This is a genomic window from Salmonella enterica subsp. enterica serovar Typhimurium str. LT2, assembly GCF_000006945.2.
GTDB classification, from domain to species: domain Bacteria; phylum Pseudomonadota; class Gammaproteobacteria; order Enterobacterales; family Enterobacteriaceae; genus Salmonella; species Salmonella enterica.
Window position 1 is genome coordinate 2,000,838 of sequence record NC_003197.2, and the last position, 24,730, is coordinate 2,025,567.

At 53.4% G+C, this 24,730-nt stretch carries 23 protein-coding genes and 31 other annotated features; of the genes, 4 read left to right on the plus strand and 19 right to left on the minus strand.

Features of this window, described 5'->3' with window-relative positions:
• Positions 1-184: 184 nt before the first annotated feature.
• Positions 185-942 (minus strand): copper homeostasis protein gene (gene cutC, locus STM1907; protein ID NP_460864.1). Within the gene, positions 185-931 belong to an annotated coding region; the region does not span the whole gene.
• Positions 937-942: a ribosome-binding site (putative RBS for cutC; RegulonDB:STMS1H002069), on the minus strand. (Overlaps the previous gene by 6 nt.)
• Positions 943-950: 8 nt before the next feature.
• The gene (gene yecM, locus STM1908; protein ID NP_460865.1) for a putative cytoplasmic protein occupies positions 951-1,537 on the minus strand. Within the gene, positions 951-1,520 belong to an annotated coding region; the region does not span the whole gene.
• Positions 1,532-1,537, minus strand: a ribosome-binding site (putative RBS for yecM; RegulonDB:STMS1H002070). It overlaps the preceding gene by 6 nt.
• Positions 1,538-1,745: 208 nt before the next feature.
• Positions 1,746-1,751, plus strand: a ribosome-binding site (putative RBS for argS; RegulonDB:STMS1H002071).
• Here yecM and argS point away from each other — a divergent pair.
• The gene (argS, locus tag STM1909; protein NP_460866.1) for an arginine tRNA synthetase occupies positions 1,746-3,490 on the plus strand. Within the gene, positions 1,757-3,490 belong to an annotated coding region; the region does not span the whole gene. Its footprint overlaps the feature before it by 6 nt.
• A 181-nt stretch (positions 3,491-3,671) precedes the next feature.
• Positions 3,672-3,677: a ribosome-binding site (putative RBS for STM1910; RegulonDB:STMS1H002073), on the plus strand.
• The gene (locus tag STM1910; RefSeq protein NP_460867.1) for a putative penicillin-binding protein occupies positions 3,672-5,550 on the plus strand. Within the gene, positions 3,679-5,550 belong to an annotated coding region; the region does not span the whole gene. It overlaps the preceding feature by 6 nt.
• Before the next feature lie 53 nt (positions 5,551-5,603).
• Here the strand turns inward: STM1910 and STM1911 are convergent.
• The 15 genes from STM1911 to flhD form a co-directional block, all read right to left on the minus strand.
• The gene (locus STM1911) for a putative cytoplasmic protein (RefSeq protein NP_460868.1) occupies positions 5,604-6,749 on the minus strand. Within the gene, positions 5,604-6,743 belong to an annotated coding region; the region does not span the whole gene.
• Positions 6,744-6,749, minus strand: a ribosome-binding site (putative RBS for STM1911; RegulonDB:STMS1H002074). It overlaps the preceding gene by 6 nt.
• A 230-nt stretch (positions 6,750-6,979) precedes the next feature.
• The gene (flhE, locus tag STM1912; RefSeq protein ID NP_460869.1) for a flagellar protein occupies positions 6,980-7,382 on the minus strand. Within the gene, positions 6,980-7,372 belong to an annotated coding region; the region does not span the whole gene.
• The gene (gene flhA / locus STM1913) for a flagellar biosynthesis protein (RefSeq protein NP_460870.1) occupies positions 7,372-9,463 on the minus strand. Within the gene, positions 7,372-9,450 belong to an annotated coding region; the region does not span the whole gene. The genes flhE and flhA overlap by 11 nt, the downstream gene beginning before the upstream one ends.
• Positions 7,377-7,382, minus strand: a ribosome-binding site (putative RBS for flhE; RegulonDB:STMS1H002075). Its footprint overlaps the gene before it by 6 nt.
• The gene (gene flhB / locus STM1914) for a putative part of export apparatus for flagellar proteins (RefSeq protein ID NP_460871.1) occupies positions 9,443-10,607 on the minus strand. Within the gene, positions 9,443-10,594 belong to an annotated coding region; the region does not span the whole gene. The genes flhA and flhB overlap by 21 nt, the downstream gene beginning before the upstream one ends.
• Positions 9,458-9,463, minus strand: a ribosome-binding site (putative RBS for flhA; RegulonDB:STMS1H002076). Its footprint overlaps the gene before it by 6 nt.
• Positions 10,602-10,607, minus strand: a ribosome-binding site (putative RBS for flhB; RegulonDB:STMS1H002077). (Lies within the gene flhB.)
• A 180-nt stretch (positions 10,608-10,787) precedes the next feature.
• Positions 10,788-11,444, minus strand: a protein-coding gene (cheZ, locus tag STM1915) for a chemotactic response protein (protein ID NP_460872.1). Within the gene, positions 10,788-11,432 belong to an annotated coding region; the region does not span the whole gene.
• Positions 11,439-11,444 (minus strand) — a ribosome-binding site (putative RBS for cheZ; RegulonDB:STMS1H002078). (Overlaps the previous gene by 6 nt.)
• The gene (gene cheY, locus STM1916) for a chemotaxis regulator protein (protein ID NP_460873.1) occupies positions 11,443-11,847 on the minus strand. Within the gene, positions 11,443-11,832 belong to an annotated coding region; the region does not span the whole gene. The genes cheZ and cheY overlap by 2 nt, the downstream gene beginning before the upstream one ends.
• Positions 11,842-11,847, minus strand: a ribosome-binding site (putative RBS for cheY; RegulonDB:STMS1H002079). It overlaps the preceding gene by 6 nt.
• A 2-nt stretch (positions 11,848-11,849) precedes the next feature.
• Positions 11,850-12,910 (minus strand): methyl esterase gene (cheB, locus tag STM1917; RefSeq protein NP_460874.1). Within the gene, positions 11,850-12,899 belong to an annotated coding region; the region does not span the whole gene.
• The gene (gene cheR / locus STM1918; RefSeq protein NP_460875.1) for a glutamate methyltransferase occupies positions 12,896-13,770 on the minus strand. Within the gene, positions 12,896-13,762 belong to an annotated coding region; the region does not span the whole gene. The genes cheB and cheR overlap by 15 nt, the downstream gene beginning before the upstream one ends.
• Positions 12,905-12,910: a ribosome-binding site (putative RBS for cheB; RegulonDB:STMS1H002080), on the minus strand. Its footprint overlaps the gene before it by 6 nt.
• Positions 13,765-13,770: a ribosome-binding site (putative RBS for cheR; RegulonDB:STMS1H002081), on the minus strand. Its footprint lies within the gene cheR.
• 145 nt (positions 13,771-13,915) lie before the next feature.
• Positions 13,916-15,591, minus strand: a protein-coding gene (gene cheM / locus STM1919; protein ID NP_460876.1) for a methyl accepting chemotaxis protein II. Within the gene, positions 13,916-15,577 belong to an annotated coding region; the region does not span the whole gene.
• Positions 15,586-15,591, minus strand: a ribosome-binding site (putative RBS for cheM; RegulonDB:STMS1H002082). Its footprint overlaps the gene before it by 6 nt.
• A 222-nt stretch (positions 15,592-15,813) precedes the next feature.
• Positions 15,814-16,328 (minus strand): purine-binding chemotaxis protein gene (cheW, locus tag STM1920; protein ID NP_460877.1). Within the gene, positions 15,814-16,317 belong to an annotated coding region; the region does not span the whole gene.
• Positions 16,323-16,328, minus strand: a ribosome-binding site (putative RBS for cheW; RegulonDB:STMS1H002083). It overlaps the preceding gene by 6 nt.
• Before the next feature lie 9 nt (positions 16,329-16,337).
• Positions 16,338-18,364 (minus strand): sensory histitine protein kinase gene (gene cheA / locus STM1921; RefSeq protein ID NP_460878.1). Within the gene, positions 16,338-18,353 belong to an annotated coding region; the region does not span the whole gene.
• Positions 18,358-19,295, minus strand: a protein-coding gene (motB, locus tag STM1922; RefSeq protein ID NP_460879.1) for an enables flagellar motor rotation. Within the gene, positions 18,358-19,287 belong to an annotated coding region; the region does not span the whole gene. Before motB ends, cheA begins: the two co-directional genes overlap by 7 nt.
• Positions 18,359-18,364, minus strand: a ribosome-binding site (putative RBS for cheA; RegulonDB:STMS1H002084). It overlaps the preceding gene by 6 nt.
• Positions 19,284-20,183, minus strand: a protein-coding gene (gene motA, locus STM1923) for a proton conductor component of motor (RefSeq protein ID NP_460880.1). Within the gene, positions 19,284-20,171 belong to an annotated coding region; the region does not span the whole gene. The genes motB and motA overlap by 12 nt, the downstream gene beginning before the upstream one ends.
• Positions 19,290-19,295, minus strand: a ribosome-binding site (putative RBS for motB; RegulonDB:STMS1H002085). (Overlaps the previous gene by 6 nt.)
• Positions 20,178-20,183: a ribosome-binding site (putative RBS for motA; RegulonDB:STMS1H002086), on the minus strand. (Lies within the gene motA.)
• A gap of 112 nt (positions 20,184-20,295) precedes the next feature.
• The gene (gene flhC / locus STM1924) for a regulator of flagellar biosynthesis (protein NP_460881.3) occupies positions 20,296-20,886 on the minus strand. Within the gene, positions 20,296-20,880 belong to an annotated coding region; the region does not span the whole gene.
• Positions 20,877-21,378 (minus strand): regulator of flagellar biosynthesis gene (flhD, locus tag STM1925; protein ID NP_460882.1). Within the gene, positions 20,877-21,227 belong to an annotated coding region; the region does not span the whole gene. The genes flhC and flhD overlap by 10 nt, the downstream gene beginning before the upstream one ends.
• Positions 20,881-20,886: a ribosome-binding site (putative RBS for flhC; RegulonDB:STMS1H002087), on the minus strand. It overlaps the preceding gene by 6 nt.
• Positions 21,235-21,240: a ribosome-binding site (putative RBS for flhD; RegulonDB:STMS1H002088), on the minus strand.
• Positions 21,351-21,359: a -10 signal (putative -10_signal for flhD; RegulonDB:STMLTH004518), on the minus strand.
• Positions 21,370-21,378: a -35 signal (putative -35_signal for flhD; RegulonDB:STMLTH004518), on the minus strand.
• A 53-nt stretch (positions 21,379-21,431) precedes the next feature.
• Positions 21,432-21,442: a protein binding site (putative binding site for OmpR, RegulonDB: STMS1H000328), on the minus strand.
• A 45-nt stretch (positions 21,443-21,487) separates the two neighbouring features.
• Positions 21,488-21,498, minus strand: a protein binding site (putative binding site for OmpR, RegulonDB: STMS1H000324).
• Between the two features lie 399 nt (positions 21,499-21,897).
• Positions 21,898-21,903: a ribosome-binding site (putative RBS for STM1926; RegulonDB:STMS1H002089), on the plus strand.
• On the opposite strand from flhD, the gene STM1926 reads away from it, so the two are divergent.
• Together STM1926 and yecG are read left to right on the plus strand one after the other, a co-directional pair.
• Positions 21,898-22,017 (plus strand): putative cytoplasmic protein gene (locus STM1926; protein NP_448342.1). Within the gene, positions 21,901-22,017 belong to an annotated coding region; the region does not span the whole gene. Its footprint overlaps the feature before it by 6 nt.
• Positions 22,002-22,007 (plus strand) — a ribosome-binding site (putative RBS for yecG; RegulonDB:STMS1H002090). (Overlaps the previous gene by 6 nt.)
• Positions 22,002-22,442, plus strand: a protein-coding gene (gene yecG, locus STM1927; RefSeq protein ID NP_460884.1) for a putative universal stress protein. Within the gene, positions 22,014-22,442 belong to an annotated coding region; the region does not span the whole gene. Before STM1926 ends, yecG begins: the two co-directional genes overlap by 16 nt.
• Before the next feature lie 17 nt (positions 22,443-22,459).
• Here yecG and otsA read toward each other — a convergent pair.
• The gene (gene otsA, locus STM1928) for a trehalose-6-phosphate synthase (RefSeq protein NP_460885.1) occupies positions 22,460-24,037 on the minus strand. Within the gene, positions 22,460-23,881 belong to an annotated coding region; the region does not span the whole gene.
• The gene (gene otsB, locus STM1929; protein ID NP_460886.1) for a trehalose-6-phosphate phophatase, biosynthetic occupies positions 23,856-24,715 on the minus strand. Within the gene, positions 23,856-24,659 belong to an annotated coding region; the region does not span the whole gene. The genes otsA and otsB overlap by 182 nt, the downstream gene beginning before the upstream one ends.
• Positions 23,890-23,895: a ribosome-binding site (putative RBS for otsA; RegulonDB:STMS1H002091), on the minus strand. Its footprint overlaps the gene before it by 6 nt.
• Positions 24,011-24,019, minus strand: a -10 signal (putative -10_signal for otsA; RegulonDB:STMLTH004519).
• Positions 24,029-24,037, minus strand: a -35 signal (putative -35_signal for otsA; RegulonDB:STMLTH004519).
• Positions 24,666-24,671: a ribosome-binding site (putative RBS for otsB; RegulonDB:STMS1H002092), on the minus strand.
• Positions 24,688-24,696: a -10 signal (putative -10_signal for otsB; RegulonDB:STMLTH004520), on the minus strand.
• Positions 24,707-24,715: a -35 signal (putative -35_signal for otsB; RegulonDB:STMLTH004520), on the minus strand.
• Positions 24,716-24,730: the final 15 nt, after the last annotated feature.

Genomic DNA, 24,730 nt, shown 5'->3' on the forward strand with positions numbered 1-24,730 from the left:
AGTTGCAGCAAGGCGGCAACGCAGCAAATCCCCGGGAACGTAGGTAGCTACGTGGCCGGGGTGCGCGAGGCGGCCAACGCTGCTGCGGCTTGAAATATGAAGGAGAAAAAAAGGCCCCTGTTGAATTGGCAGGGGCCTGGTACGAGCAAGCATCATATTGGGCGACATGATGCAACGGTAAAAATCATTTGGCCTGATGGCGAACAATGATTCCTTTCATTTCAGCGACCGCCGCACCCTCTACTCTATAGCGAGAATACTCGTCCGCCTGTATATCGGCAGACATCGATAACCCCTGATTGCGATAGCGCATCGGCGAAGGCAGTAAGACTCCGGCGGAACTGTGTACTTCCCGTACTCCGGCATCGAGGAAATTCTGCAGGTTATTTGCACGAACCCCCGCACCAGCCATAATGGTTGGAGCATCCCCCTGGGCAATAAGTTCCATAATTATTGATAAACCTTGCGCCGCATCGGCTTTTTGTCCGGAAGTCAGTACTCTTGCTACGCCTGCGTCAGCCAGATTCTTTAGCGCATTGAAGGGATTAGCGCACATATCGAAGGCGCGGTGGAATGTCACCGCCAGCGGCCCGGCCGCCGCCATTATTTTTTCCATTCGCGACATATCGACATCCCCATCAACGGTCAACACGCCAGTAACCAGCCCGGGAAAACCCAACTCTCTGACGAGGCGGATATCTTCCAGCATGGCGGCAAATTCGCCGTCAGTGTAGTAAAAATCCCCGCCGCGAGGACGAATAATCGGATGTACGGGAATCGTAATATGCTCGCGTACGCTGCGTAAGACGCCGAAAGAAGGCGTAAGCCCCCCTTCTTTCGGCGCGGCGCACAGTTCGATACGATCCGCGCCGTTTCGCTGCGCGGTGAGCGCGCATTCCATGCTGTAACAACAGATCTCAAGTAACGCCATATTCACTCCGCTCGGCAGGTTAATGGGCCGCCTGTTCGCTGGCGACAATCGCTTCAATCGACCATGGATGAAATTTTACCGTGATGCGACCATCGGTCACGGCCAGCGTAGGGTTTGGCAAACGTTCATGCTCGCCCTGTGGCGAACTGGTTTTAACCACTATCCCCGGCTGACTAAGCCCCTCATCCGACAACAACGCCAGGGCCCTCGCGTTCAAGGTCTCCGGCTCGCCGGGCAGCACGATTTCAATATGCTCCCACCCCTCGTGTGGATAGCGTTTTTCTCCCGGCCACGGTAATTCAATAACAGAAAACCGCCAGTGTTCCACACATACCGGTTCATGCAGTTTAAACAGACAAATCGGCCTGCCGTTGATGATATTTTCCGACAGTAGCTCGCCGCATTGTTCAAAACCGCGACGCCAACGCTCCGCCGTCGTATTCTGGTGACAGCGCAATGAAATGTGATCGGCCTCAAGGGCGCTAATCTGCAGACCAAGGCGAGTGGAAAGTTCTCTGAACGCCAGAGTGAATCGCGGTAAATCTGCGGAAATATCATGCAGTTCATCAATGTGTTGCCAGTTCGCCATATCAGGACGCTCTTCTTGCTGTGAAAACCGCTAATTTACGCTGTTGCGCCCCGGCAACCAACCTTTGATTTGATTGGGCGTTTATTGAATGCTTATGCAGATTATTGTTGCGTATATTTCAGGCGACGCGCCGCGCGCGCAATGCTGACGCCAACGGGCATTTGCAGTATACTCCCGCCCTAATTCTTAAACTGGCGCGGGCAATACAGCCCGCTTCATAAACGTAAGGTATTCCGGTGAATATTCAGGCTCTTCTCTCAGAAAAAGTTAGTCAGGCCATGATTGCTGCAGGCGCGCCTGCAGATTGCGAGCCCCAGGTTCGTCAGTCAGCCAAAGTTCAGTTCGGCGACTATCAGGCCAACGGCATGATGGCAGTTGCGAAAAAACTGGGTATGGCCCCCCGACAACTTGCAGAGCAGGTGCTGACTCATCTGGATCTCAGCGGCATCGCCAGCAAGGTTGAAATCGCCGGCCCTGGCTTTATCAATATTTTCCTCGAACCGGCTTTTCTCGCTGAACAGGTGCAACAGGCGCTGGCCTCCGATCGTCTGGGCGTTTCTCAGCCGACTCGTCAGACGATTGTCGTCGACTACTCCGCGCCCAACGTCGCGAAAGAGATGCACGTTGGTCATCTACGCTCCACGATTATCGGCGATGCGGCAGTGCGCACGCTGGAGTTTCTGGGCCATCATGTTATTCGCGCTAACCACGTCGGCGACTGGGGCACCCAGTTCGGTATGCTTATCGCCTGGCTGGAAAAACAGCAGCAGGAAAACGCGGGCGACATGGCGCTGGCGGATCTCGAAGGATTCTACCGCGATGCGAAAAAGCATTATGACGAAGATGAAGCGTTTGCCGAGCGCGCGCGTAACTACGTCGTCAAATTGCAGAGCGGTGATACCTATTTCCGTGAGATGTGGCGTAAGCTGGTTGATATCACGATGACGCAAAACCAGATCACCTATGATCGTCTGAACGTCACTCTGACGCGTGACGATGTGATGGGCGAAAGTCTGTATAATCCGATGCTGCCGGGCATCGTCGCCGATCTGAAAGCCAAAGGACTGGCGGTTGAAAGCGAAGGCGCAACGGTGGTTTTCCTTGATGAGTTTAAAAACAAGGAAGGCGACCCGATGGGCGTCATTATTCAGAAGAAAGATGGCGGTTATCTGTATACCACTACCGATATCGCCTGCGCCAAATACCGTTACGAAACGCTGCACGCCGACCGCGTGCTCTACTACATTGACTCCCGTCAGCACCAGCACCTGATGCAGGCCTGGACCATTGTGCGTAAAGCCGGTTATGTGCCGGATTCCGTTCCGCTGGAACACCACATGTTCGGCATGATGTTGGGTAAAGACGGTAAACCGTTTAAAACTCGCGCGGGCGGTACGGTGAAACTGGCGGACCTGCTGGATGAGGCGCTGGAGCGCGCGCGTCGTCTGGTGGCGGAGAAGAACCCGGATATGCCGGCTGACGAGCTGGAAAAACTGGCTAACGCCGTCGGTATTGGCGCGGTGAAATACGCCGATCTGTCAAAAAACCGCACCACTGACTATATCTTCGACTGGGATAATATGTTGGCTTTCGAAGGCAATACCGCACCTTATATGCAGTATGCCTATACGCGTGTGCTGTCTGTTTTCCGTAAAGCGAACATCGACGAGCAGGCGCTGGCGAGCGCGCCGGTTATCATTAGCGAAGATCGCGAAGCGCAGCTTGCTGCCCGTCTGCTGCAGTTTGAAGAAACCCTGACGGTGGTCGCGCGTGAAGGTACGCCGCACGTCATGTGCGCATATCTGTATGACGTCGCCGGGCTGTTCTCCGGCTTCTACGAGCACTGCCCTATTCTCAGCGCCGAGAATGACGCGGTTCGCAATAGCCGCCTAAAACTGGCGCAACTGACGGCGAAGACGCTGAAACTGGGTCTGGATACGTTGGGTATCGAAACCGTAGAACGCATGTAAACGCGCCGTCGTTAACATCATCAGGCCTGACTCCGGATAACGGACTCAGGCCTTTTTATTGCCACAGCGGTATATCTGTAACAAATCACAAGGAATGACACATTTCTATAGAGAGATGGAACATCTTTTACCTGTGCTGGCGCTGACCGCCCCGTATCATTAGGCGGCGGATTGTTCAGGTACAGGTAATGACTTTTAAAGACTTTGATGCGGAAGAGAAACTCTTCCTGAGACGTGTGATTGTGGCGTTTGGTGTAGTGGTTGTCTGCTTTGGTATCCTGATCTTCAACCTCTATAACTTGCAAATCCGCCAGCACCACTACTACACCACCCGTTCGAATGAGAACGATATCAAGATGCTACCCGTCGCGCCCACGCGCGGCATCATTTACGATCGCAACGGCATTCCGCTGGTGCGTAACGTAACCTGGTATGATATCGCGGTTACGCCCTATAAAATTGCCGATATGGATGCGCTGCTAAAACAGCTCACCCCTATTGTTGATCTCTCCCCCGACGATATCTCCGACTTTCGCCGTGCGCTAAAATCCAGTAGCCGCTATCGTCCGGTGGTGCTCAAAAACGCGCTAACGGATGTTGAAATCGCACGCTTTGCGGTCAATCAGTTTCATTTCAACGGCGTCACGATCAATAGCTATCAGGATCGGCAGTATCCTTACGGCGCGGAGCTGGCGCATGTTCTCGGTTACGTGTCAAAGATAAACGATAACGACCTTAAAGCGCTGGATAAAAAAGGGCTGGCAGAGAATTACGCGGCGGACCATAACATCGGTAAACAGGGGATTGAGCGTTACTACGAAAACGATCTTCATGGTAAAACCGGTTATCAGGAGGTCGAGGTGGATAATCACGGGCGTATTGTCCGCCTGCTGAAAGACGTTCCTCCCATCGCGGGTAAGAACATTCACCTGACGCTGGATCTCCATTTACAAGAGTACATTGAAAGTTTGCTGGCCGGGCAGCGTGCTGCCGTACTGGTTGAAGATCCGCACGATGGTTCAGTGCTGGCGATGGTATCTATGCCCAGCTACGACCCGAACCCCTTTGTAAAAGGCATTAGCTATCAGGATTACGGCAAACTGCTGCACGATAAAAATCTGCCGCTGATCAACCGCGTGACGCAAGGGCTTTATCCTCCGGCGTCAACGGTTAAACCCTATATGGCAATGTCCGCGCTGTTATGCGGGATTATTACGCCGCAAACCACCTTCTTTGGCGCGCCAACCTGGACGCTTCCCGGCACGCAGCGGCATTACCGGGACTGGAAAAAAACCGGACACGGTATGCTGGATGTCACTAAAGCGATTGAGGAATCTGCGGATACCTTTTTCTATCAGGTCGCTTATATGATGGGTATTGACCGTATCGACACGATGTTGTCTCAGTTCGGCTATGGCAAACCGACGGGCATCGACCTTAATGAAGAATATGACGGGCTGCTTCCCAGCCGCGCATGGAAACAGCGGGTCCATAAAAAAGCCTGGTATCAGGGCGATACCATTTCTGTCGGCATCGGCCAGGGTTACTGGATTGCCACCCCCATCCAGATGGTAAAAGCGATGGTGGCGCTCATCAACAACGGTAAGGTGATTGCCCCTCACCTGTTACTCAATGAAGAGAGCGGCAAAACGGTGGTTCCGTATCGTCCTTCAGGAACACCGGCACAGATAGCCGATCCGGCGTCGCCATACTGGGGACTGGTGCGTCAGGCGATGTATGGCATGGCGAATGCACCCAACGGAACGGGCTATAAGTTCTTTCACACCGCGCCCTACGGCATTGCGGCCAAAAGCGGCACGTCGCAGGTATTTAGCCTGAAAGAAAATCAGACCTACAACGCGAAAATGATCCCCATTCGCCTGCGCGATCATGTGTTTTATACCGCTTTTGCACCGTATAAAAACCCTAAGGTCGCTATTGCCTTGATTCTGGAAAACGGCGGAAGCGACGGCGTTACCGCCGCACCCATCATGCGAAAAATCCTTGACCACCTGTTTGATCCACAGGCTGATACCACACAGCCGGATCAGGCGCCATAGTCAAATAAGCAAAGCGCCATCAGACAAGGATACGGCCGGAATATCTGCATACATCAGAAATAGTTACGCAGATATTCCGTCAAACACAGCATTGCCATCGCCTGCCCGTAAGGCATAGAGGTCAACGGAATATGACGGTAAAAATCGAGATCGTGGCCCATGCCAGTGCCAAATGACGTTTGCAGCAGTTCACCTTCCGGCGAGATATGTTTCACTATCCCCCGAATAGCTTTTTCCGCCACCTGCGCATAGTGCCGTTCGACATAGCGTTTGCGCACCGCTTTAAGAATACCGTAGGCAAAACCCGCCGTCGCCGACGCCTCAAGATAAGAGTGCGGATCGTCAAGCAGCGTATGCCACAAACCGCTTTCATCCTGACATTTCGCCAGCGCGGCGATCTGCGCATTCAGTACCTGGACCAGATAACGGCGCACGGCATTATTTTCCGGCAAGTCCAGCAGTTCAAGAAAATCCGGGATCACAATGGTCAGCCAGCTGTTGCCGCGCGCCCAGCGAGCGTTAGCGAAGTTATGATGACCGTCATAGCTCCAGCCGTGGAACCACAGCCCCGTCTCTTTATCCATCAAATTCTGCACGTGCAGCAGGAACTGATAGGTTGCCTCTTCCACGTATTCCGGCCGGTTCAACAGTTTACCGATTTTCGCCAGCGGCAGCACCGTCATCATTAGCGTGTCGTCCCACATCTGCTGATGATTTTCCTCCGCCAGCGTGATGTGCTGCATTCCGCCGTGATCGGTACGGGGCATTTCATTCATCGCCCATTCGGCCCACGTTTCCAGCCACGGTAAATACGCTGGATTACGCGTCTCTTCATAGCGATACGCCAGCGTTAAAAACGGCGCCATCGTATTAACGTTTTTCGTCGTCGCGCCTTCCGCAAAACGATCGGCAAACCAGTCATCAATGATCTTACGCATCGTCTGGTCGCCGGTCTGTTGGTAATAGTGATACATTCCGTACAGGCCCACGCCGTGCGTCCACTCCCATCCGGCCCAGCCTTTAGTATCGATCACGCGTCCGTCGTCCAGTCGCAATAAAAATTCGCCTGTCTCATCTTTAATATTGACCAGGTTATGCGTCACCTTTTGCACCAGGGCTTTTAGTTCATCTCTGGCGATAAAATGCTCAGGCTGACGCAATAGCGGACTGTGTTTGACTGGATAAACCATCATTTGCTTAACCTCTGTGTAATGTCGAATTCAGTGCTGCGTGCAGTTTTACCGCCGACGCAGTCGATTCGCTACAGTAAAAGCTAAGCTGGGCGGAAACCTTTTTGTTTCTGCCATTGCCAGAGCGTAAATGGCAAAAACGCAAAGAGTCCGGCAACCTACCTCACCATTTTATAAAACAGCGTTTCTATTTATTCAAAAAGAGAGTCAGGTCTGCTACCTGGCAAAGAAAGGGGCGGTTAGCGGTAGTTCACAATCACCTGATTGCTCCGCACTTTTAACGCCGGGATAAGTCGGCCGCCGCCGGGGACTTCCCAGACAAAGCGGAGCGGCTCGACTGCGGGAACATGAGCAAAACCGTGGGTCGTGCCACTCTGACCATCAAGTTCTACGCAACGGGACTGGGAACATAAACGTACCCGTAAGCCCGCGGGAGTCGGGCCATTCAGTTCATAACGCCAGGCGACCAGCGTCATCACACCGGAAACCGGCTGGCGCGCCGACAATGGCGAAGACGATGCGGAAACACCCCGGTAATTTAAGGTTACACCCATACCGCTATCCTGCCACGCGCCTTCGCCTGCGGCCTGAACCGTCAGGGGAAAGAGCAACAACGCCAGCCATTTACGCATTATTTTCCTCCAATGGTCGCCGTCATGCGGATATGACGGTTATCGGAAAGCTCAAGGTTCGACAACACCACCAGCTGCGGTAAACTGCGCCGCAAAAAGCGGGACAATAATGGACGTAGCGCATGGTTAACCAGTAATACCGGCGGCGCGCCAAGCATTTCCTGGCGAGAAAGCGCTTCTTGGGTCTGCGCCAGCAGGCGATCCGCCAACCCAGGCTCAAGTCCACCGCCGCCCTGCAATGCCTGAAGCAGCAAACGCTCCAGCGCGGTATCCAGGCCAATCACCTGCACTTCTTCATTACCGGGGAACCACTGTTGCGTAATCGCTCGTCCTAATGCCACGCGTACCACGGCGGTTAATTCATGCGGATCGCTTTGTAACGGCGCATGTTCCGCCAGCGTTTCCAAAATGGTGCGCATATCGCGAATCGGGACTTTTTCCGCCAGTAAGTTTTGCAGGACTTTGTGTAAAGTCGTGAGGGTCACGACGCCGGGGACCAGATCTTCCGTGAGTTTAGGCATCTCCTGAGAGACACGATCCAACAGTTGCTGCGCTTCCTGGCGGCCAAACAGTTCGGCGGAGAATTGGCCAATCAAGTGGTTAAGGTGCGTCGCCACAACGGTACTGGCTTCCACGACGGTAAAGCCCTGAATTTGCGCCTGCTCTTTCAGGGCGCTTTCAATCCAGATGGCATCAAGGCCAAAAGCTGGATCGACGGTTTTCTCGCCCGGTAGCGTTCCCGCCGCCGTGCCGGGGTTAATAGCCAGCCAGCGTCCCGGATAGGCGTCCCCGCTGCCAATCTCTACCCCTTTCATCAAAATACGGTAGCGCGCAGGCTGTAAATCCATATTGTCGCGAATGTGGACCACCGGCGGCAGGAACCCCATATCCTGCGCGAATTTTTTACGAATACTGCGAATACGTCCGAGCAATTCGCCATCCTGTTGAAAATCCACCATCGGGATCAGGCGGTAGCCCACTTCCATTCCCAGTGAATCCTCAAGCTGTACGTCATTCCAGGTGGCTTCGACCACCGAGTTATTTTCCGGCATTTTTACCGGCTGCGGCTCCTCCGGCGCTTTTTCTTCACGCCCGCGCAGCCACCATGCCAGGCCGAGCAAAGCGGCGGTAAAAAGTAAAAATACCAGGTTAGGCATTCCTGGCACCATGCCAAGCAGCCCCAGCACCGCCGCCGCCAGCAGCATCACCCTTGGATTACTGAACAGTTGGCCAACCATCTGCTCGCCAACATCCTGATCGGTACTAACGCGGGTCACAATGACGCCCGCCGCCGTGGAGATAACCAGCGCCGGGATCTGGGCGACCAGGCCGTCGCCAATGGTCAGCAGGGTGTAGCTTTCCGCCGCGCTGCCTATGCTCATTCCGTGCTGCAATACGCCGACCAGCAGCCCGCCGACCACGTTAATGACCATGATGAGAATACCGGCGATGGCGTCGCCGCGTACAAATTTACTTGCCCCGTCCATCGAGCCGTAGAAGTCGGCTTCCTGAGTGACTTCCGAACGCCGTTTTTTGGCCTCGTCTTCACCAATCAGACCGGCATTAAGATCGGCGTCAATCGCCATTTGCTTACCGGGCATACCATCCAGCACAAAGCGCGCGCCGACTTCGGCAATACGTCCGGCGCCTTTGGTGATGACCATGAAGTTGATAATGACGAGGATGATAAAAACCACAATCCCGATCGCGAAGTTACCGCCGACCAGGAAATGACCGAACGCCTCCACTACCTTTCCCGCCGCCGCCGCGCCGGTATGCCCTTCCATCAAAATAATGCGCGTTGAGGCAACGTTAAGCGCCAGACGCAGTAGCGTGGTAAACAGCAGGATGGTCGGAAACGCGGCAAAATCCAGAGTACGCTGGGTAAACATCGCCACCAGCAGCACCATAATTGATAGCGCAATATTAAAGGTAAACAATAAGTCGAGGATAAAAGCAGGTAGCGGCAGCACCATCATCGACAAAATCAGCAGAATGAGGATCGGCCCGGCAAGAATTTGCCATTGCGTCGATTTCAGGTTGCTGGGCAGGCGCAGCATCGCGACCAGATTAGCCATCAGTATTCTTCTCGTTCATAAAATCCAGCGCTTCTGGCACCGGAAGGTTCTCAGGTTGTGGAGGACGTTGCCCGCCCGCAAGCCGCCAGCGTTTAAGCTGCCAGACCCAGGCCAACACTTCCGCAACGGCAGCATATAACTGCCCGGGAATTTGCTGACCGATTTCGGCGTGGCGATATAATGCCCGCGCCAGCGGCGGCGCTTCTAAAGTGGGAACCCGATGTTCAGCGCCGATCTCGCGAATGCGCAGCGCTATTAATCCAGCCCCCTTCGCGACCACTTTCGGCGCGCTCATTTTGTTTTCGTCATACTGCAGCGCCACGGAATAGTGCGTCGGGTTAGTGACAATGACGTCCGCTTTCGGCACATCTTCCATCATGCGGCGCTGCGCGGCGGCGCGTTGCATCTGGCGAATTTTGCCCTTAACATGCGGATCGCCTTCGCTCTCTTTAAATTCGTCGCGAATGTCCTGCCGCGACATGCGTAATTTTTTCAGGTGGCTAAAGATCTGGAAAAACACGTCAAATCCCACCATCGGAATCACGCCCAGTACCACCAGTAACGCGCAGAGTCCAACCAGATCCAGCGCATTCCCCATTGCGACGATCGGCGACTCCGCCATCAGGCGCATCATTTGCGGCCAGTGATGCCAGAGATAAAAGCCGGTAACGCAGCCGACCAGCGTGGATTTCAACACCGCTTTTAGCAATTCCGCGCCGGTCTGCGCCGAAAACATGCGCTTAATTCCCGGCAGCGGGTTTAATTTAGAAAATTTTGGCTGTAGCGACTTACCGCTAAAAATCAGGCCGCCAAGCATAACCGGCGAGATAAGCGCCACCAGCACCACGCCCGCGATGAGCGGTAGCAGTGCCATCATCGCCGCTTTAATCAGCAAAATTATCTGCCCCAGGATCAGGTTAGGATCGTTCACCATACGGTGATCGAAGTGCAGGCCTGCTGAGAGCATTCCCGCCAGCTGCCGCGCTAACGACTCGCCGCCGAACCAAATAATACAAACGCCCACCAGCAATATCAGCAGTGAGGTCAGTTCTCTGGAACGGGGGATCTGCCCTTCTTCCCGCGCTTTTTCAAGTCGGTGGGGTGTGGGGGCTTCTGTTTTGTCGTCGTCGCTCTCTTCTGCCACGCAGCAAACCCTGGATAGATTGATAAGAGAGAATGATGCCAGAACCGCTTTACGCCAATAGGCAGAGTAAGCGGTAAAAAAGGCGGGGTTTATGGCGTTAATAGAGATAGCCGGATACGATAAGAAAGTCTCGTATCCGGCCGGGTTGACGGATTCGAACCCGATAAGCGCAGCGCCATCAGGTCAAAAAAGCTTAAAAGCCAAGACTGTCCAGCAGGTCGTCCACCTGATCCTGACTGGCAACGACGCCAGCTTTCGAGGTATCCACCTGCGGGCCGTTGAGCAAGCTTTCGTTCTCGCGTTTTGGTCGCGCGCTCTGTTCCGGGATGTTTTCCAGCAGCACCATTAACAACTGGCGTTCAATCTCCTGAATCACGTCCATCATGCGTTTGATCACCTGACCCGTCAGATCCTGGAAATCCTGCGCCATCATGATGTCCAGCAGTTGCGCGTTAGTAAAGCTGGTATGGCCCGGGACATCCCTGAGAAACTGGCGCGTATCCGTCACCAGTTCACGGGCGTCGGAAAGCTCGATCGGATTGTCAAACCACTCGTCCCAACGTTGGGTTAGCGCTTTCGCCTCTTTTTCCATCGCATCCTGATGCGGCTGCGAGGCTTCGACACTGTTTAGCGCGCGTTCCGCCGCCTGCGCCGTCATCTGGACGACATAATCCAGACGGTCGCGCGCATCAGGGATCGCCTCCGCCGCTTCGGCAATCGCCTGGTCCAGCCCCAGTTCACGCAGGCTGTCGCGCAGCATTCGGGTCAGACTACCGATGCGCGCAATGATGTCTCCTGCTGAGCCTTCATCAGCAGGCTTGATAGATGGTTGCATCATCATCGCATCCTCACATGCCCAGTTTCTCAAAGATTTTGTTGAGCTTCTCTTCCAGAGTCGCTGCGGTGAACGGTTTTACGACATAACCGCTGGCGCCAGCCTGTGCGGCGGCGATAATATTCTCTTTTTTGGCTTCCGCCGTGACCATCAACACGGGTAACGCCGACATGGCGCTATCGGCGCGAATGGTTTTCAGCAGCTCCAGGCCATCCATGTTCGGCATGTTCCAGTCGGAGATAATAAAACCAAAGCCGCCCGCCTGGAGCTTGTTCAGCGCATCGACGCCGTCTTCGGCCTCTTCCACATTGTTAAATCCAAGCTCTTTTAAGAGGTTGCGCACGATACGACGCATGGTCGAAAAGTCATCCACAACCAAAAATTTAAGCTCTTTATCCGCCATAAAATACTACTCCTGGTTCAAATACGTATCGCCTGTCCGGCACTGATTTTCGCCAACATCTGCTGGCTTACCTGGCTAAGATCGACCACTTCGCTTACGCCACCCATATTGATGGCCTCGCGCGGCATGCCGAACACCACACAACTTGCTTCGTTTTGCGCAATGGTCCAGGCGCCAGCCTGGTACATCGCTAACATTCCAGCGGCGCCATCGTTGCCCATCCCCGTAAGAATGACGCCTACGGCGTTGCGCCCCGCGTGTTTCGCCACCGAATGAAACAGCACATCCACGGAAGGCCGATGCCGGTTTACCGGCGGGCCATCATGAATTTTGATTTGATAATTCGCCCCGCTACGCGCCAGCTCCATATGCTTGTCGCCGGGCGCAATGTAGGCATGACCTGGCAATACGCGTTCGCCGTCCTCGGCCTCCTTCACGCTGATTTGACAGAGTTTATTCAGACGCTCGGCAAACGAGCGGGTAAAGCCAGGCGGCATATGCTGCGTAATAATCACTGCCGGACTGGAAAGCGGCAGCGGTTGCAGCACATGTCGGATAGCTTCAGTACCGCCCGTTGAAGCGCCGATAGCAATCAGTTTTTCCGAACTGAGCAGCGGACCCGCTTTTAAGGTTGTCGGGGCCGCCATCGGTTTATGTGCGGCGATGCGGGCCCGCGCGGCGGTACGCACTTTTTCGGCGATCATCTCGCTATACGCCAGCATACCTTCACGAATGCCAAGCTGCGGTTTGGTGACAAAATCGATGGCCCCCAACTCCAGCGCCCGTAGCGTCACTTCGGAACCTTTCCCGGTCAGCGAAGAGACCATCACCACCGGCATCGGTCGCAGGCGCATCAGTTTTTCCAGAAAATCGAGGCCGTCCATACGCGGCATCTCAACGTCCAGGGTCAATACGTCCGGATTAAATTTTTTGATGAGATCCCTGGCGACCAACGGGTCCGGCGCAGTCGCCACCATCTCCATATCGCTATGGCTATTAATAATTTCAGTCATGATTTGGCGCATTAGCGCGGAATCATCAACTGACAATACCCTGATTTTACTCATGCTTTATCCTTACTTAGCGCATACACCGTCTGTCCGCGCAGGCTAAACTCGCGCACGAGGTTGCTAAAGTTTTCTGAGTGACCGGCAAACAACAGTCCGTCAGGTTTAAGGAGTGGAACAAAACGGCGCAGAATGTCCTCCTGAGTCGTTTTATCAAAATAGATCATGACGTTACGGCAAAAAATCGCGTCAAAGGGACCGGGTACGTTGTACTGCTTTTCCAATAAATTAACGGAGGAAAATTCAACATAATTGGCCAGTTCCTGACGCACGCGCACCAGTCCTTCATGCGGCCCCGTACCGCGCATGAAGTAACGTTGTAGCTGCTGCGGCGATAACGTTTTCAGTTCGCTGAGGCGATAAATACCGCTTCTCGCTTTTTCCAGCACTTCAGTATCAATATCGCTGGCGAATACTTTCCAGCGACCGGGGGCCATCCCTAACGCATCCGCCAGCGTAATGGCGATACTGTAAGGTTCTTCTCCTGTCGATGCCGCCGCACTCCAGACGCGGTACTCGCCGTGGCGGCGACGCGCATGTTCCGCAAGGATGGGAAAATGGTGCGCCTCGCGAAAAAAAGCGGTCAGGTTGGTAGTCAGAGCGTTGATAAAAGCCTGCCACTCAGCGCTGTTTTGATTAGCCTCCAGCATACTGAGATAACGGCCAAAATCATCCAGTCCCAGGGCACGCAGCCGACGGACCAGGCGGTTATAAACCATATCCCGCTTATGGTCGGCCAGCACGATCCCTGCGCGCTGGTAGATTAATTGACATATCCGACGAAAATGCGCGTCGGACAGCGCGAGGCGCTGTGTCATCTGTAACAATACTGACGTTTGCCCGGAGGGCAGAGATGATGTCATAGCGCCTTCTTAATCACATTCAAAGTACAACGGGCGCGCCCTGCGGCAGCGCCATGCTTCCCGTATTACACATTTTTTGCTTTTATCTATGCGAACCAGACGAAAGGTATCGGCGGGTTCGCAAATTAATCGATAACCGACAGCGCACGTCGATCAGAAGGTTTCCCAGTTCGCATCATCCCTGGCGGCTAATGACTGCGGCGTATTGCCGGACTGAGCGTTCACTGACAAACGCATCTCAGGTTTATTTACCGCCAGCGGTCGCGATGCCAGGCGGAAAGCCGATACCGCCTGGGTCAGACGGCTGGCCTGCTCTTCCAGCGCGGCGGCGGCCGCTGCGGATTCCTGAACCAGCGAGGCGTTCTGTTGCGTTACGCGATCCATTTCGGAAACGGCCAAAGCGACCTGATCGATACCCCGGCTTTGCTCATCCGAGGCGGAGGCGATTTCGCCCATGATATCCGTGACGCGCGTAACGGCATTGACGATGTCAGTCATGGTTTCCCCGGCGCTTTCCACCAGCACAGAACCGGTATCGACACGCGAGACGGAATCTTCAATCAACGCTTTTATTTCTTTCGCCGCCTGGGCGCTGCGGCTGGCCAGATTACGCACCTCGCCTGCCACGACCGCAAAACCGCGCCCCTGCTCTCCCGCGCGCGCCGCTTCTACCGCCGCGTTCAGCGCCAGAATGTTAGTCTGGAAGGCAATACCGTCGATAACGCTGATAATGTCAGCGATTTTTTTCGAACTGTCGGCAATTTCGTGCATAGTGTTTACTACGCCGTCGACCACTTTGCCGCCATGACGCGCGGTCTCGGAGGCGCTTTGCGCCAGTTGCGAAGCCTGGCGGGCGTTATCGGCGTTTTGCTTCACGGTGGCCGTCAGTTGTTCCATGCTGGCAGCCGTCTCCTCCAGAGCGGAGGCCTGCTGTTCGGTACGGGAAGAGAGGTCGGTATTACCGGCGGCAATTTCACTGGTGCCGGAATAAATCGCATCCGAACCTTCACGAACCTGCGTTACGGTGTCAATCAGCGAGCGTTGCATATGTTCAACCGTTCCCGCCAGTTCGCCAATTTCATTACGTCCTGAGACGGTGAGCGTTTTCGTCAGATCGCCGCTGGCAATTTCACGGATATGAGTAATCACTCGCGCTAATGGGTTAAGCAGGGCATGACGAATGCCGAACCAAACCACCATCAAAATCAGCACCAGCACGACCGCAAGAACCCCCAGTTGCCATTGCGCAAAACGGTAGTCATGAGCACTTTGATCAAATGTCTGGCGGTACAGGTTTTCGCTCACCCGGGCGTAATTGCCCAGCGCCTCGCCCAACGCGTTTTGCATTCCCTGGGTTGGCTGGGCGAAGTAGGCATCCATATTGCCATTGTCCAGAAACTGAATAAGTTCGGCTAATGCGGCCTGATAGCGCTGATATTTTTCATCGACGTTCGCGCTGGCCTCCGCCATCGCTGGCAATGGCGTCATATTTTTGAAATTGGCGTAGTGCGCCGCCGCCTGTGCGAGAGTCGTTTTTGCATTCTGGAGTAAATCCGTTTTGGCGCTGCTCTGCTGGTTAGAAGCGTCCATCATCATGCGTGCGGCGGAGCGGCTCAGGTTAATGCGCGTTTGCAGCATTAAGTCCCATGTCGACGTGAGTTCGCTTTGTTGCTGACGTAATTCGTTAGAAATAACAAAACCTTGCTGGTTATGCTGTAATGAAGAAAACAGCAAACCACCGGAAACAAGCTGTAGCAGTGCGAAAACCCCCAGCACCATCATCAGCATTGTGACAACGCGGATACGGTTAAACATAAGGCACCTTCCTGATAACGAGTTATCAACGTTATCGGCACCTGCGGTGATAACTTTACTTTTGCAAAAAGGAAATACGCTGTTCCGGAAGACGACATTGCCAATGACAGTGTCGCAGCGGCGATGCCGGCGCAAAATGCAGGGGCTGGGCGCGGGCGATGAAGAGGCACTCTCACCGCTGGCGGAAGCATAACGGTGAATATTGCCGGATGGCGCGACGCCATCCGGCAACGTTATTACGCGACGTGTGATGCTGCGATATCCAGCAGCGCCATCTCTTCGCTGTTAAGCAGTTTTTCGATATTCACCAGAATCAGCATACGCTCGCCGAGCGCGCCCAATCCCGTCAAATATTCTGTTGACAAGGTCACGGCAAATTCTGGCGCCGGACGGATCTGTTCCGCCGTTAACGACAGTACGTCAGACACGCCGTCTACCACTATCCCGACGACGCGTTGCCCCAGATTCAGTACGATCACTACCGTATTGTCATCGTACTCAACGTCGCCTTCGCAGAATTTCACGCGCAGATCGACAATGGGGACAATCACGCCGCGCAGGTTAGTCACCCCTTTTATAAAGGCCGGTGTATTGGCGATGCGCGTCACCTGGTCATAGCCACGGATCTCCTGCACTTTCAGGATATCGATGCCGTACTCTTCATTTCCCAGTGTAAACACCAGGAATTCCTGACCTGACGGCTCGCCGGCCAGTTTGCTTACATTACTCATACCGGTCATATTATTCCCTTCTCACTCAATCAGGCGGCTGTGATCGCCATACGTTGTTCGCGGTTTAAACCCTGCAATGCGGAAACATCAACAATCAGCGCGACGCTGCCGTCGCCCAGGATCGTCGCGGCGGAAATCCCCGGTACCTTGCGATAATTGCTTTCCAGATTTTTGACCACCACCTGGTGCTGACCGATGAGCTGATCGACCAGCAGCGCGTAACGGCGTCCCGCGCTTTGCAGGATCACAACAATGCCCTGCGTGGCTTCGGTTTTCGCCCCGTCCACGTCAAACACTTTCCACAATTCGACCAGCGGCAAATACTCGCCGCGAACTTCCAGAACCCGTTCGCCGCCCGCCAGCGGATGAAGATCCTCTTCACGCGGTTGCAGCGACTCCATCACCGCATTCAACGGCAGGATAAAAACTTCCCCCGCCACGCGAACCGACATCCCATCGAGGATGGCCAGCGTCAGCGGCAGCAGAATACGAATCGTGGTGCCGGAGCCTTGTTTTGACTGGATCTCAACGTGACCGCCCATCTCCTGAATGTTACGTTTCACCACATCCATGCCAACGCCGCGACCGGAGACATCCGTGACCTGTTCCGCAGTTGAGAATCCCGGCGCGAAGATCAACATGCCTACTTCATCGTCGGTCATGTTTTCATTCACCGCCATCCCCTGCGACATGGCCTTCGCCAGGATACGCTCACGGTTAAGCCCCGCGCCGTCATCGGTCACTTCAATACAAATATTCCCGCCCTGATGTTCTGCGGAAAGAATCAGATTGCCGACAACATTTTTCCCCGCCTCAAGGCGTTTTTCCGGCATTTCAATCCCGTGGTCGAGACTGTTGCGCACCAGGTGCGTCAGCGGGTCGATAATGCGTTCGATCAGGCTTTTATCAAGTTCAGTGGAGCTCCCCACCAGCGTCAGCTCTACCTGCTTGCCCAGTTTGCCCGCTAAATCGCGTACCAGACGCGGGAAACGGCTGAAGACGTACTCCATAGGCATCATACGAATCGACATCACCGACTCTTGTAAGTCGCGGGCGTTACGTTGTAACTGACCCATACTGGTAATGAGATCGCCGTGGTTTACCGGGTCCAGCTCGTTAGAACGCTGGGCCAACATTGACTGGGTAATCACTAACTCGCCGACCAGGTTTATGAGCTGATCCACTTTCTCTACCGCCACGCGAATGCTGGTGGACTCGCGTTCACGCGCAGGTTTTTCACGCCCCGCATGATGTTCATGGGCCGCGCTTTTGGCGGCTGGCGCAACGACTGCCGGAGGCGCTACCGGCGCTACCTCGGTTTTCTCTTGCGCTTTTTCAACCGGCGCGGCGACCACTTTTTCAAAAGCGATCTGATCGGCCTCGATGACAAAACAGAGCACCGCGACAATGTCATCTTCCGCGACGCTGCCATCCAGAGTTGCCGACAGTGAATCCGCCCCCTTAACGACATCCGTCAGAGTAGCCAGATTGCCCAACTCTTCTTCAAGCAGATCGACCTCATTGGCTTTCAACCGTGAAAGTACAATGCGCAGTTTACTCTCGTCACGAGGCGATTCGGTTTCGGCTACGCTCTCTTCCTGGATCGCCGCGCTTAGTGCCGCGGTTTCTACGACCGCCGGCGTGGTTTCGCCTTTCGCCTCCAGCGCCAACTGGCGTAGCGCATTGCAGATATATTCGAAGCTTGCGGCATCCGGCTCTTCGGAGTTTTTATAGGCGTCGAGCTGTTCCTGCATAATATCTTTCGTTTCCAAAAACAGGTTGATAATGTCGGTATTGAGCTGCATTTCACCGCGTCGGGCTTCATCCAGCAGGTTTTCCATTAAATGCGTGGTTTCCTGCAGAATAGTGAAGCCGAATGTGCCCGCGCCGCCTTTAATGGAGTGCGCCGCGCGAAAAATGGCGTTCAGTTGTTCAGCGTCCGGGGACTCCGGCACCAAATCCAGCAGATGCTGCTCCATATCAGCCAACAGCTCGTCAGCTTCATCAAAAAATGTCTGATAAAAATCGCTAATATCCATGCTCACGCTATCACCTCGGTTCCGCTTTTGGCGATGTGGGTACGCTTGCCGGCGGGGCTGCCGCAGGCTGTTGTAATACACTTACCGGCTCATTCTGGCTTTCAGCGTTTTCATGCAAAATGGCCTGTTCCGCCTGTTTGTTTAACACCAGCAGGCTTATACGGCGGTTGATGGCGTCATCAGGACCGCGATCGCTCAGCCGCATCGTGGCGGCCATGCCAACCACCCGTAATACTTTTCCGTTATCCAGCCCGCCAGCGACCAGTTCGCGACGAGAGGCATTGGCGCGATCGGCGGATAACTCCCAGTTGCTATAGCCTTTTTCGCCGTTCGCGTAGGGAAAGTCATCGGTATGGCCGGCCAGGCTAATGCGATTAGGTATACCGTTTAACACTGGCGCAATCGCACGCAGGATATCGCGCATATACGGCTCAACTTCGGCGCTGCCGGTTTTAAACATCGGGCGGTTCTGGCTGTCGATAATCTGGATGCGCAACCCCTCCTGAACTAAATCAATTTTCAGATGCGGACGTAACGCGCGCAGTTTGGGATCGGATTCGATCAGTTGATCCAGATCGCCGCGCAGTTTGTTTAAGCGACTCTGCTCCATCCGTTTTTTCAGCTCGTCGATATTCGGCTGCTTTTCCACTTCACCCTGCTGTTGGGTGTAATCATCGCCGCCGCCTGGTATCGGGCTCTCGCTATTGGCAATCCGATTCCCCCCCGTTACCGCGGTGGCCAACGGCGTACGAAAATATTCGGCAATCTGAATTAATTCTTTAGGGCTGGAGATGGAAATCAGCCACATCACCAGAAAAAAAGCCATCATCGCCGTCATAAAATCGGCGTAGGCAATTTTCCAGGAACCGTGCGCCCCGCCGCCGTGCGGTTTGTGCCTGCGGCGTTTTACGACGACAATGGGATGAGCCTGATTTTTCATGCTTCCTCAGTCGTCTGCTGCTGGTTTGGGTTTCTCACTGCGCGAACGTGTTCTTCCAACTCAATAAACGATGGACGCTCACTGGAATAAAGCGTTTTACGACCAAATTCCACGGCAATCGGCGGCGCATAGCCGTTCAGATTAGACAGCAGTGTGATTTTTACGCACTGCATCATCTTGGTGGTTTCGGCGCTCTTCTGGCGCAAAACGGTCGCTAACGGTGAAATGAATCCATAAGCCAGTAAAATACCGAGGAACGTACCTACCATGGCATGGGCAATCAGCGCCCCCAACTCCGCTGCCGGACGATCGGCTGAAGCCAGAGCGTGAACCACCCCCATTACCGCCGCGACGATACCAAAGGCAGGCAGCGAATCCCCCACCATCGCCAGACTGTTGGCCGGGACTTCCGCCTCGCTTTCATGGGTTTCAATCTCTTCATCCATCAACGCTTCAATTTCGAACGTATTCATGTTGCCGCTGATGATCAGGCGCAGATAATCGACAATAAAATCAAGCATTACCGCATCGGCCAGAATACGCGGATAACTGGCGAAGATTTCACTCTCTTTTGGATTTTCAATATCGCGTTCAAGGGAGAACATCCCCTGCTGGCGTGATTTGGCCATCAGGCGATAGAGCAACGCCAGCAAATCCATGTACATAGATTTTGTGTATTTCGAACGACGAAATAACAACGGGATAGCTTTCATCGTGCCTTTGATGGCCTTCCCGTTGTTGCCGACAATGAACGCCCCTATCCCCGCGCCGCCAATGATGACCAGTTCAGCAGGTTGATAGAGTGCCCCAAGGTGTCCGCCGGTCATGACATAACCGCCGAAAACTGTACCGATAACCACCAGGTAACCTAATAAGATAAGCACGACATCATCCTTCCGCTGTTGACTATGACAGGATGCGCAGTCGGGCGATTAACGCGAAGGCAAGGCAAAAAAAAGCAGCGGTAATGACTTACCGCTGCTGGAGTGTTTGTCCACACCGTTTCGGTTAAACAGCCTGTTCGATCTGTTCATCCAGCAGTTGTGGAATAATATCGGCAGCATCTCGGGAAAGTTTACGTCTTTTTACTGCGCGGGATGGCGGCTGGCATAAACTACACGCAAAGCTGCCTACGGGCTGATGCGCATGGGTAATAAAGTTCCCACCGCAGCAGTTACAGCTCGACAATTCAAGCAACCCACTTTCAACAAAACGCACCAGCGTCCATGCGCGAGTCAGCGCCAACAACGGCCCTTCAGGCGGTTGCGGACACTGCTCAAGATAAAGCCGATAAGCTTTAATCACCGCATCCACACCGCTGCATAAGCCGGTCTTCAGTAAAAATTGCCAGGCGTTGCAGAACATGGAGGCATGAATATTTTGCTCCCAGGTCATAAACCAGTCTGTCGAAAATGGCAGCATCCCTTTAGGCGGCGGGCTACCGCGTAATTCTTTGTACAGCCTGATGAGGCGACCACGGCTGAGCTGTGTTTCGCTTTCCAGCATTTGTAGACGAGCGCCAAGATTAATCAACTCCATCGCCAACTGGATATCGCGAGCTTCCTGAACAATGCTTTTTTCACTCATTATCATGCCCTTTTCTTACGCGCCGTATCGTCCACTTCATTGAGCAGACGCGTTGAAAGCATGATACCTGTGTGAATCTGCTGTAAGTCATCGACGCGCGAATCCTGAGTCAAACGGGTGATCGTCTGATGATCGTCAAACCGGAAATGACAAACTAACTGGTTCGTCTCCGCCAGTTTGACCATCTGCGGCAGGGTCAACGCGCCCAGTGTGTTTGCCATCTCTTCGTTGATACCGAGGCGGAACATCGCAGATGCTTTGTCCTGGACGATCAAACGCTGTGCAAGGAGTAAATATGACAAATTGATGTCATAAATGTGTTTTAGCAACTCGGATGTATGCATTGTTCCCATCCAGAATAACCAACTTTATTTTTGTGCGACGTAGCCGCACCCCGTGATGTCGCCGGGAAGGCCCGGTAAAAGAAGCAAAAAGGTCAAATGCATAGCAGCGCTCAGACATTATGGACATTGTGACGTATAACGCAGCCTCCCACTGAGATTCGCCTTACACGTTTACATCAATTTTTACAAATGCCTAAGATTTTTCCTAATTCGACGCAACTCTACTCGTCAGCTTCGTGACATACAACGGAGCGGGACGGCGATTTTAGAAAATATGTGATGCAGATCACATATTTTAACGGAATACTTACGATAAAACCATCAGCATGGCTTTTACTTTGTTTAATTAATAACCTAATGTTCACTTTTTCTATTCCACACTGCTGAATAGGGGTACGTCAACACCAAATTCTTTTTTGTTTCTCTCTGTTAAAATAACGCCAGGATAATAGATAACAGGCTATTATTTCTATTTTAGAAACGCTTTTATTTTACCTTTAGTAAACAGTAGCTTAAATATTAAACGTTATTAATTAATCTCGTCACAGCATACGCCCTCCGCTGTTAAAAATAAGCTCATTTGATTTAACTTTTAGCTTTCCTTGTTCACCCATTTAAATGAAGCATCCGGGTGGTGTGTAAAAAGTGTCTTATGCCACGATTCTTTACATAAGAATAATTAATGATTAATTATGATGTCCTTCACATTAATGTGGCATTAGCGCATTGCAGAAATGCGATAAACAGAGTAAAGCTAAAGCACAATCTCATATTCTTGCAATCAAGGAGCGAGTTATGAGCTACACCCATATTCTTGTCGCCGTTGCCGTCACCCCGGAAAGTCACCAGCTACTGGCTAAAGCGGTCTCTATCGCCCGCCCTGTTCAGGCGAAAGTAAGCCTGATTACTCTCGCTTCCGATCCTGAACTGTATAACCAGTTCGCCGCGCCCATGATGGAGGATTTACGCGCGGTTATGCATGAAGAGACCGAGAATTTTCTTAAGATGCTGGGGGAAAAGGCGGATTATCCGATTGAACAAACTTTCATCGCATCAGGTGAGTTAAGCCAGCATATTTTGGCTGTGTGCCGCAAACACCATGTTGATCTGGTCATTTGCGGCAACCATAACCACAGTTTCTTTTCGCGCGCGTCCTGCTCGGCAAAAAGTGTCGTCAGCGCCAGCCAGGTAGATGTGTTGCTGGTGCCCTTAGCGGGCGACTAGTCGCCGCTCGCGATATTTCAGGCCAGCTTAGGGAACGTCGCCACGTTGTTCTGCTGCTGACGCTCAGGGCTACGCGGCGTGACCTCCTTTAGGTCATGAATAAAACGCTCCTGCCAGCGGTTAATGTCATTTTTAACGATCACGTCCAGCATCTCCGCATGACGCGAAATACGCTCGGCAAGGGGCATCGTTAGCGCACGATTGAGCGCCGCCGCCACGTCATCCCGATCGTAAGGATTGACGATTAACGCCGACGTCAGTTCATTCGCCGCGCCGGCAAACTGTGACAGTACCAGTACGCCAGGGTTAGCGGGGTCCTGCGCGGCGACAAACTCTTTCGCCACCAGGTTCATCCCGTCACGCAACGGGGTGACGAGCCCGACGTCTGAATAACGGAATATCTTCATTAACAGTTTACGGTCGAAATGTTGATTCAGATAATAGAGCGGCGTCCAGCCCAATTGTCCATATTTCCCATTAATCCGGCCTGCTTCCGTCTCAAGCTGGTGGCGAATATCCTGATATGCCTGTACTTCGCCGCGTGACGTAGGCGCAATTTGGGTATAACGAATTTTTCCCCGATGCTGCGGATAGTTTTCCAGTAGCGCTTCATACGCCAGAAAACGTTCCGGCAGCCCTTTCGAATAATCCAGCCGCTCAACGGAAAAAATATTCTTCACATTTTTCAGTTCCGCCTTGAGCTGCGCCAGTTTAGGCGGCAACGGCCCGGCAGCCTGCAGAGCAATCTCATCGGGCTCAATACCGATAGGATACACTTCTGTCTGGAAGTCTTTACCCCACGCGATATGCTGCTTGCCGCTGCGAGTCGTGACTCGCGTTTGACTCGAAAGGCTATCCAGAAAAGCCAGGCGATCATTTTCGGTCTGGAACCCTAGCAGATCAAAGTCACACAACTGCTCCAGCAGTTCATCATGCGGCGGTAAGGCGTTAAAAATCTCCGGGGTCGGGAATGGAATATGCAGGAAAAAACCAATTCGGTTGTTCACGCCGCGTTTACGCAGCTCGCTGGCGAACGGTAACAGGTGGTAGTCATGCACCCAAATGATGTCGTTCTCTTTAATGAGGGGCAATAACTTATCCGCTAATAACGCATTCACCCGCATATAGCCTTCCCATGCAGGACGCTGAAACTGTACCAGGTCCAGACGATAGTGGAACGCAGGCCAGAGAACCGCATTGGAAAATTGACAGTAATAATCTTCGTAATCTTGTTCGCTCAGGTTAAACGATGCCCAGGTAATATTACCTTTTGTCACCTTTTTTAATGGCTCATCCTCGTTACCTGTCTCGCCACTCCAGCCGAACCACAACCCGCCAGCCGCTTTTAGCGCGCCAAGCACGCCAACGGCGAGGCCGCCGGCGCCGCCTTTATTATCCGGGGGGGCAATTCGATTAGATACTACGACTAAACGACTCATAGCCATCTCTCCTGTTATTCATTACTTGTTGTTCTTGTTGTGGATAATTGATTTGTTCCAGCCAGCGCCAGACATCGGGTACGCTTTCCAGCCGCCATGCCGCCTGGGTTGCCCCGACGCCCACTTTTACGGAAATTCCGCCAGCGTGATTCACCACGCCAAAGCCAGCCTCATCGGTCAAATCGTCGCCCACAAAAACGGGAATCCGTCCCGCAAAGGGCGCCTCCTGCATAAAGGCGGCAATGGCTTCGCCTTTATTGGTTCCCTTAGGTTTGATTTCCACAACACATTTACCAGGCTGCAACGCCAGTTGCGGCCAGTGCTGCGTAACGTGTTGCGCAAGCGCCAACAGCGCCGCTTCATGTTCCGGAGCCTGACGGTAGTGCAGCGCAAATGCCATCCCCTTCGACTCCAGCTCCGTTCCGGGCAGCGCTACAAGCGTCGAACGTAATAACGCCTCTACCTCACGGACTACCGCTTCAGGAAGGCGCACGATATGGGTTTTACCATTGATGTCACGACGCTCTGCCCCGTGAACGCCAGCGAGTGGAAAGCGAAAAGGCTTCGCCAAAGCATCCAGCTCAGTCATTGAACGCCCTGAAATCAATGCCAGTGCCCCTGCGTTGTGCGCCGCGAGACGGTCTAACAACTGAAGGATTTTATGCGGTACCACTACCTGATCGGGATGAGGCTTTATCTCTGCCAATGTGCCATCAAGGTCAAAAAAATACGCATAGTTCGCAGTGAGTTCGGGGGATACGGTTAACGGTTCTGCCACCCTGGTCTCCTCCTTATCATCATATTGAGACTCACAAACGGTCTCATTAGTCATGTAAGTATAGACAGTGT